This is a genomic window from uncultured Lamprocystis sp. (assembly GCF_903933125.1).
In the GTDB taxonomy this organism is placed as follows: domain Bacteria; phylum Pseudomonadota; class Gammaproteobacteria; order Chromatiales; family Chromatiaceae; genus Thiodictyon.
Map to the genome: position 1 here is coordinate 1 of NZ_CAIZIZ010000066.1, position 3,854 is coordinate 3,854.

Below are 3,854 nucleotides of genomic sequence, written 5' to 3' on the forward strand. Positions count from 1 at the left end.
GCGGACTGACTGAAAAGCCGTTCCCGTGGGACCGACCTCCGGCCGCGATTGGCGCCGCAGTGAACGCCGACACCCCGAGGACCCGGCAAGCCTCCATCGCGGCCGGAGGCCGCTCCCACAGTGTCGCCGTGCGCCTTTCACGAATCACTCAAAGCCCTGCTGGGCGCCGAGGACAACCGCAACCTGCTCATCCATTTTCTCAACGCCACCCTCGGCGCGGACTTGCCCAGCCCGGTCACCCAGGTCGACATCATCAACCCCTACAACGAACGCGAATTCCTCACCGATAAACTCAGCATCGTCGATGTCAAAGCCCGTGATGCGCACGCCCGACTCGATCAGGCCGAGATCCAACTGGTGACCCATCGCGACCTGCCCGCCCGTATCCTGTACACCTGGGACGACCTCTACAGCCAACAGTTGCTGGTGCCCGCGCCTTCCGGGCATCCCATCCACCGCCATCGGTGCCGGCGGTCGGGGGCGACTGTCGAGGCGACTGTAGGGGCGACTTCAGTCGCCCCCTCAACACATCGGCAGACCCTTCCCCTGAAATCACCGAAAAGCCTCGACCTCCTGACCGCGACGCCCGGACGCCGACCGGAACGATGAGCAAGACTCATCCCGCGATGACGCCCCCGATGCCCGCAGAGCCCCCCCGCTGACCGCCGCCATGCATCCCGCATCGATCCCACCATCAATGCCCGCCGAGTTCGGCGGCGAACCCCATCCGCGCGATAATAGAAGCGCCGCGCAGACAAAAGACCACCGCAGGTCCACACTGGATCAGCCAAGACCACACCCACCCCGGACCATCGCAACCCGGATACCGCGTCCGCACCCCACCCAGGAGCCCGCCCATGCTGCCCATCATCCCCGCCGACCGCCGCATCAAACTCGCCATCGTGGGCTGCGGGCGCATCGCTCAACGCCATTTCGAGGCGGCGGCGCAGCATGATGAGCGGATCGAGACCGTCGCCGTCTGCGATGACCATCCGGGCACGCTGGACCAAGCCGTGGCGACCACCGGGGCAGCCGGTTTCACGGATCTGAAGGCACTCCTCGACCAGTGCGACGCCGATCTGATCGCACTGTGCACCCCCAGCGGCCTGCACTCCACCCAGACCATCATGTGCGCGCAGGCCGGGCGCCATGTGATGACAGAGAAACCCATGGCTACCCATTGGCGGGACGGCAAGCGCATGGTCGAAGTCTGCGACGACGCCAACGTGCGTCTCTTCGTGGTCAAGCAGAATCGCCACAATCCGACCCTGCAATTGTTGCGGAACACCGTCCGCAAGGGCCGCTTCGGGCGCATCTACATGGTCCAGGTCAACGTGTTCTGGAGCCGCCCGCAAAGCTACTATGACAGCGCCCCCTGGCGCGGTACCTGGGAGTTCGACGGCGGCGCCCTGATGAACCAGGCCAGCCACTATGTCGACCTGCTCGACTGGCTCATCGGACCGGTACAGAGCGTCCACGCCATGACCGCCACCCTGGCCCGCCGCATCGAAGTCGAAGACACCGCCGTCATGAACCTGGAGTGGCGCTCCGGCGCGCTCGGCACCATGAGCGCAACCATGCTCGCCTATCCCAAGAACTTGGAAGGCTCGATCACCATCCTCGGAGAAACCGGCACCGTGCGCTTGTCCGGAGTCGCGGTCAACCGCTTCGACCACTGGGAGTTCGCGCAGCCGGACCCGGATGACGCGCAGGTCGAGGCCGCCAACTACCAGACCACCTCGGTCTATGGCCAGGGCCACCTGCCCTACTACGATAACGTGATCCGAACGCTGCGCGGCGAAACCCAGGCCGAAACCGATGGCCGCGAGGGGCTGCGCTCGCTGGAACTGCTGATCGCCGCGTACCTCTCCGCGCGGGACGGCCGTAAGGTCTCCCTGCCCTTGGAATACTGAACCACCCACGCACACGGGACTACCGCCATGGACTACAGCGTCCACCCCACGGCCATCATCGACACCGGCGCCCAGATCGGCACCGACACCCGCATCTGGCACTGGGTCCACGTCTGCGCCGGGGCGCGAATCGGGCGCGGGTGCAGCCTCGGCCAGAACGTCTACGTGGGCAACCGCGTGATCATCGGCGACAACGTCAAGATCCAGAACAACGTCTCGGTCTACGACAATGTCACGCTTGAAGACGACTGCTTCTGCGGCCCAAGCATGGTCTTCACCAATGTCTATAACCCGCGCTCCGCGGTCAGCCGCAAAGACCAATACCGCGACACCCTGGTTCGCCGCGGCGCCACCCTGGGGGCCAACTGCACCATCGTCTGCGGAGTCGAAATCGGCGCCCACGCCTTCATCGGCGCCGGCGCCGTCGTGACCCGCAACGTCCCGCCCTTCGCCCTCATGCTCGGCGTCCCCGCCCGTCAGGTCGGCTGGATCAGCCGTTACGGTGACCGCCTGCCCCTGCCGCTCACCGGCGATGGCGCGGCCGTCTGCCCCCACACCGGTGACCGTTACACCCTGAGCGCCGGCGGCCTGAGCCTCGCCGACTAGCCGATCGCGTCTCCGCGCGCGGATCACCACAGTGCAGGGAGCGCCATGAGCCCCGGCCCGACAACGATGAGCTGGTCGTGCGCCTCGACCAACCACGGCCTCTGCGGCGACCCACCGCTTCGGTGCGTACACCCATGTTGCACACGGACGTTGCGACATCAACCCGACCCCGCGCAACGGCTTAGATCGCTGGACTTGCCCCAGATGCATGCATTGTCTACAGTGCAGTCATTGACGTCATTCACGGGGACTTGCCCATGGCCGTGCTCACGATTCGAAATATCGACGATTCACTCAAGACCCGACTGCGGGTCGCCGCAGCGCAACGCGGCTGCTCAATGGAGGAAGAGGCGCGGCGGATCCTGCGTGAGGCCCTGGCGCCGCCGGTCGCCGAGACCAATCTCGGGACCCGCCTGCACCAGCAAGTGCTGGAAGTCTCGGGAGGCGCCGAGGTGCCACTCCCCGCCCGCTCGCAGCCGCGTGCCGCCCCCACATTCGCAGACAACGAGCCGTGATCCTGCTCGACACCAACGTCGTCTCCGAATGGATGAAACGGGAGCCGGAACCGGCCGTCATTGCCTGGCTCGACCGCCAAGTGGCCAGCCGTTTATTCATCTCCGCAGTCACGCGCGCCGAGATCGAAACCGGTATCGGGATACTGCCTAAGGGTCGGCGCAAGACGACACTCACGGCTGCCGCGGCGGTCGTACTAAAGGATTTTGAACAACGCTGCCTGGCTTTCGACTGCGACTGCGCCTTGCGCTACGGGGCCATCATCACCGAATCCCGGAACTTGGGACGGCCAATCTCAGTCGAAGACGCCCAAATTGGCGCTATCGCTTTACGCTACAGTTTCCAATTGGCGACGCGCAATGTTTCGGACTTTGATTTTCTCGGCGGCCTGGACCTGGTCAATCCCTGGACGCAGACCAGGCCGGCAAGCGGGCACTAGTACACCGTTCCAACTTAAGCTGCGGCGTCATTCCGGCAGGATGCCGGAATCCAGTGCCATGGATGGTAACTCGCAGGCACTACGGATTCGCAGCAATAGCTGGAACGGGGTACTAGTACCCCATGATGAAAATGCTCGGGCCATGTCAAGGCATTGGTCATCCTTCCCGCCGCTGGTGGACTGCACCACGCGTGCCCAAACGGGCAGCACTGGCGTCCCACCCCCGTACGGGCTAGCGGCCCGACCGCGCTCCCCGCAACACAAATCGCATCCGCGTGGGTCTTGCCTGCCGCCGCGGAACTGGCTAGCCTCTTCTCATGGACAACATCGCCAACCCCCACGACGCCTTCTTCCGCGAGAGCTTCGGCCGGCGTGAGATCGCC

General features: G+C 65.0%; 5 protein-coding genes. All 5 read left to right on the forward strand.

The genetic code is table 11. The features are described 5' to 3' along the window. The first annotated feature begins 120 nt into the window (after nt 1–120). Nucleotides 121–609: a PD-(D/E)XK nuclease family transposase gene (locus QZY03_RS31940; RefSeq protein ID WP_366935574.1), complete on the forward strand. Its 489-nt coding sequence runs from the start codon at nt 121–123 to the stop codon at nt 607–609. Nucleotides 610–857: 248 nt separating this feature from the next. Next, on the forward strand, nt 858–1,913 hold the full coding sequence (locus QZY03_RS02920) for a Gfo/Idh/MocA family oxidoreductase (RefSeq protein WP_295578134.1): 1,056 nt from the start codon (nt 858–860) through the stop codon (nt 1,911–1,913). Between the two features lie 27 nt (nt 1,914–1,940). Next, complete coding sequence (locus QZY03_RS02925; protein WP_295578136.1) at nt 1,941–2,519, forward strand: acyltransferase; 579 nt, start codon at nt 1,941–1,943, stop codon at nt 2,517–2,519. A 257-nt stretch (nt 2,520–2,776) separates the two neighbouring features. Continuing rightward, entirely contained in the window at nt 2,777–3,034 is a 258-nt protein-coding gene (locus QZY03_RS02930) for a plasmid stabilization protein (RefSeq protein WP_295578138.1), read from the forward strand. Beyond that, nucleotides 3,031–3,471 carry a type II toxin-antitoxin system VapC family toxin gene (locus tag QZY03_RS02935; RefSeq protein WP_295578140.1) on the forward strand — a complete coding sequence of 147 codons (441 nt, stop codon included), beginning with the start codon at nt 3,031–3,033 and terminating at the stop codon, nt 3,469–3,471. Before QZY03_RS02930 ends, QZY03_RS02935 begins: the two co-directional genes overlap by 4 nt. The last annotated feature ends 383 nt before the right edge of the window (nt 3,472–3,854 follow it).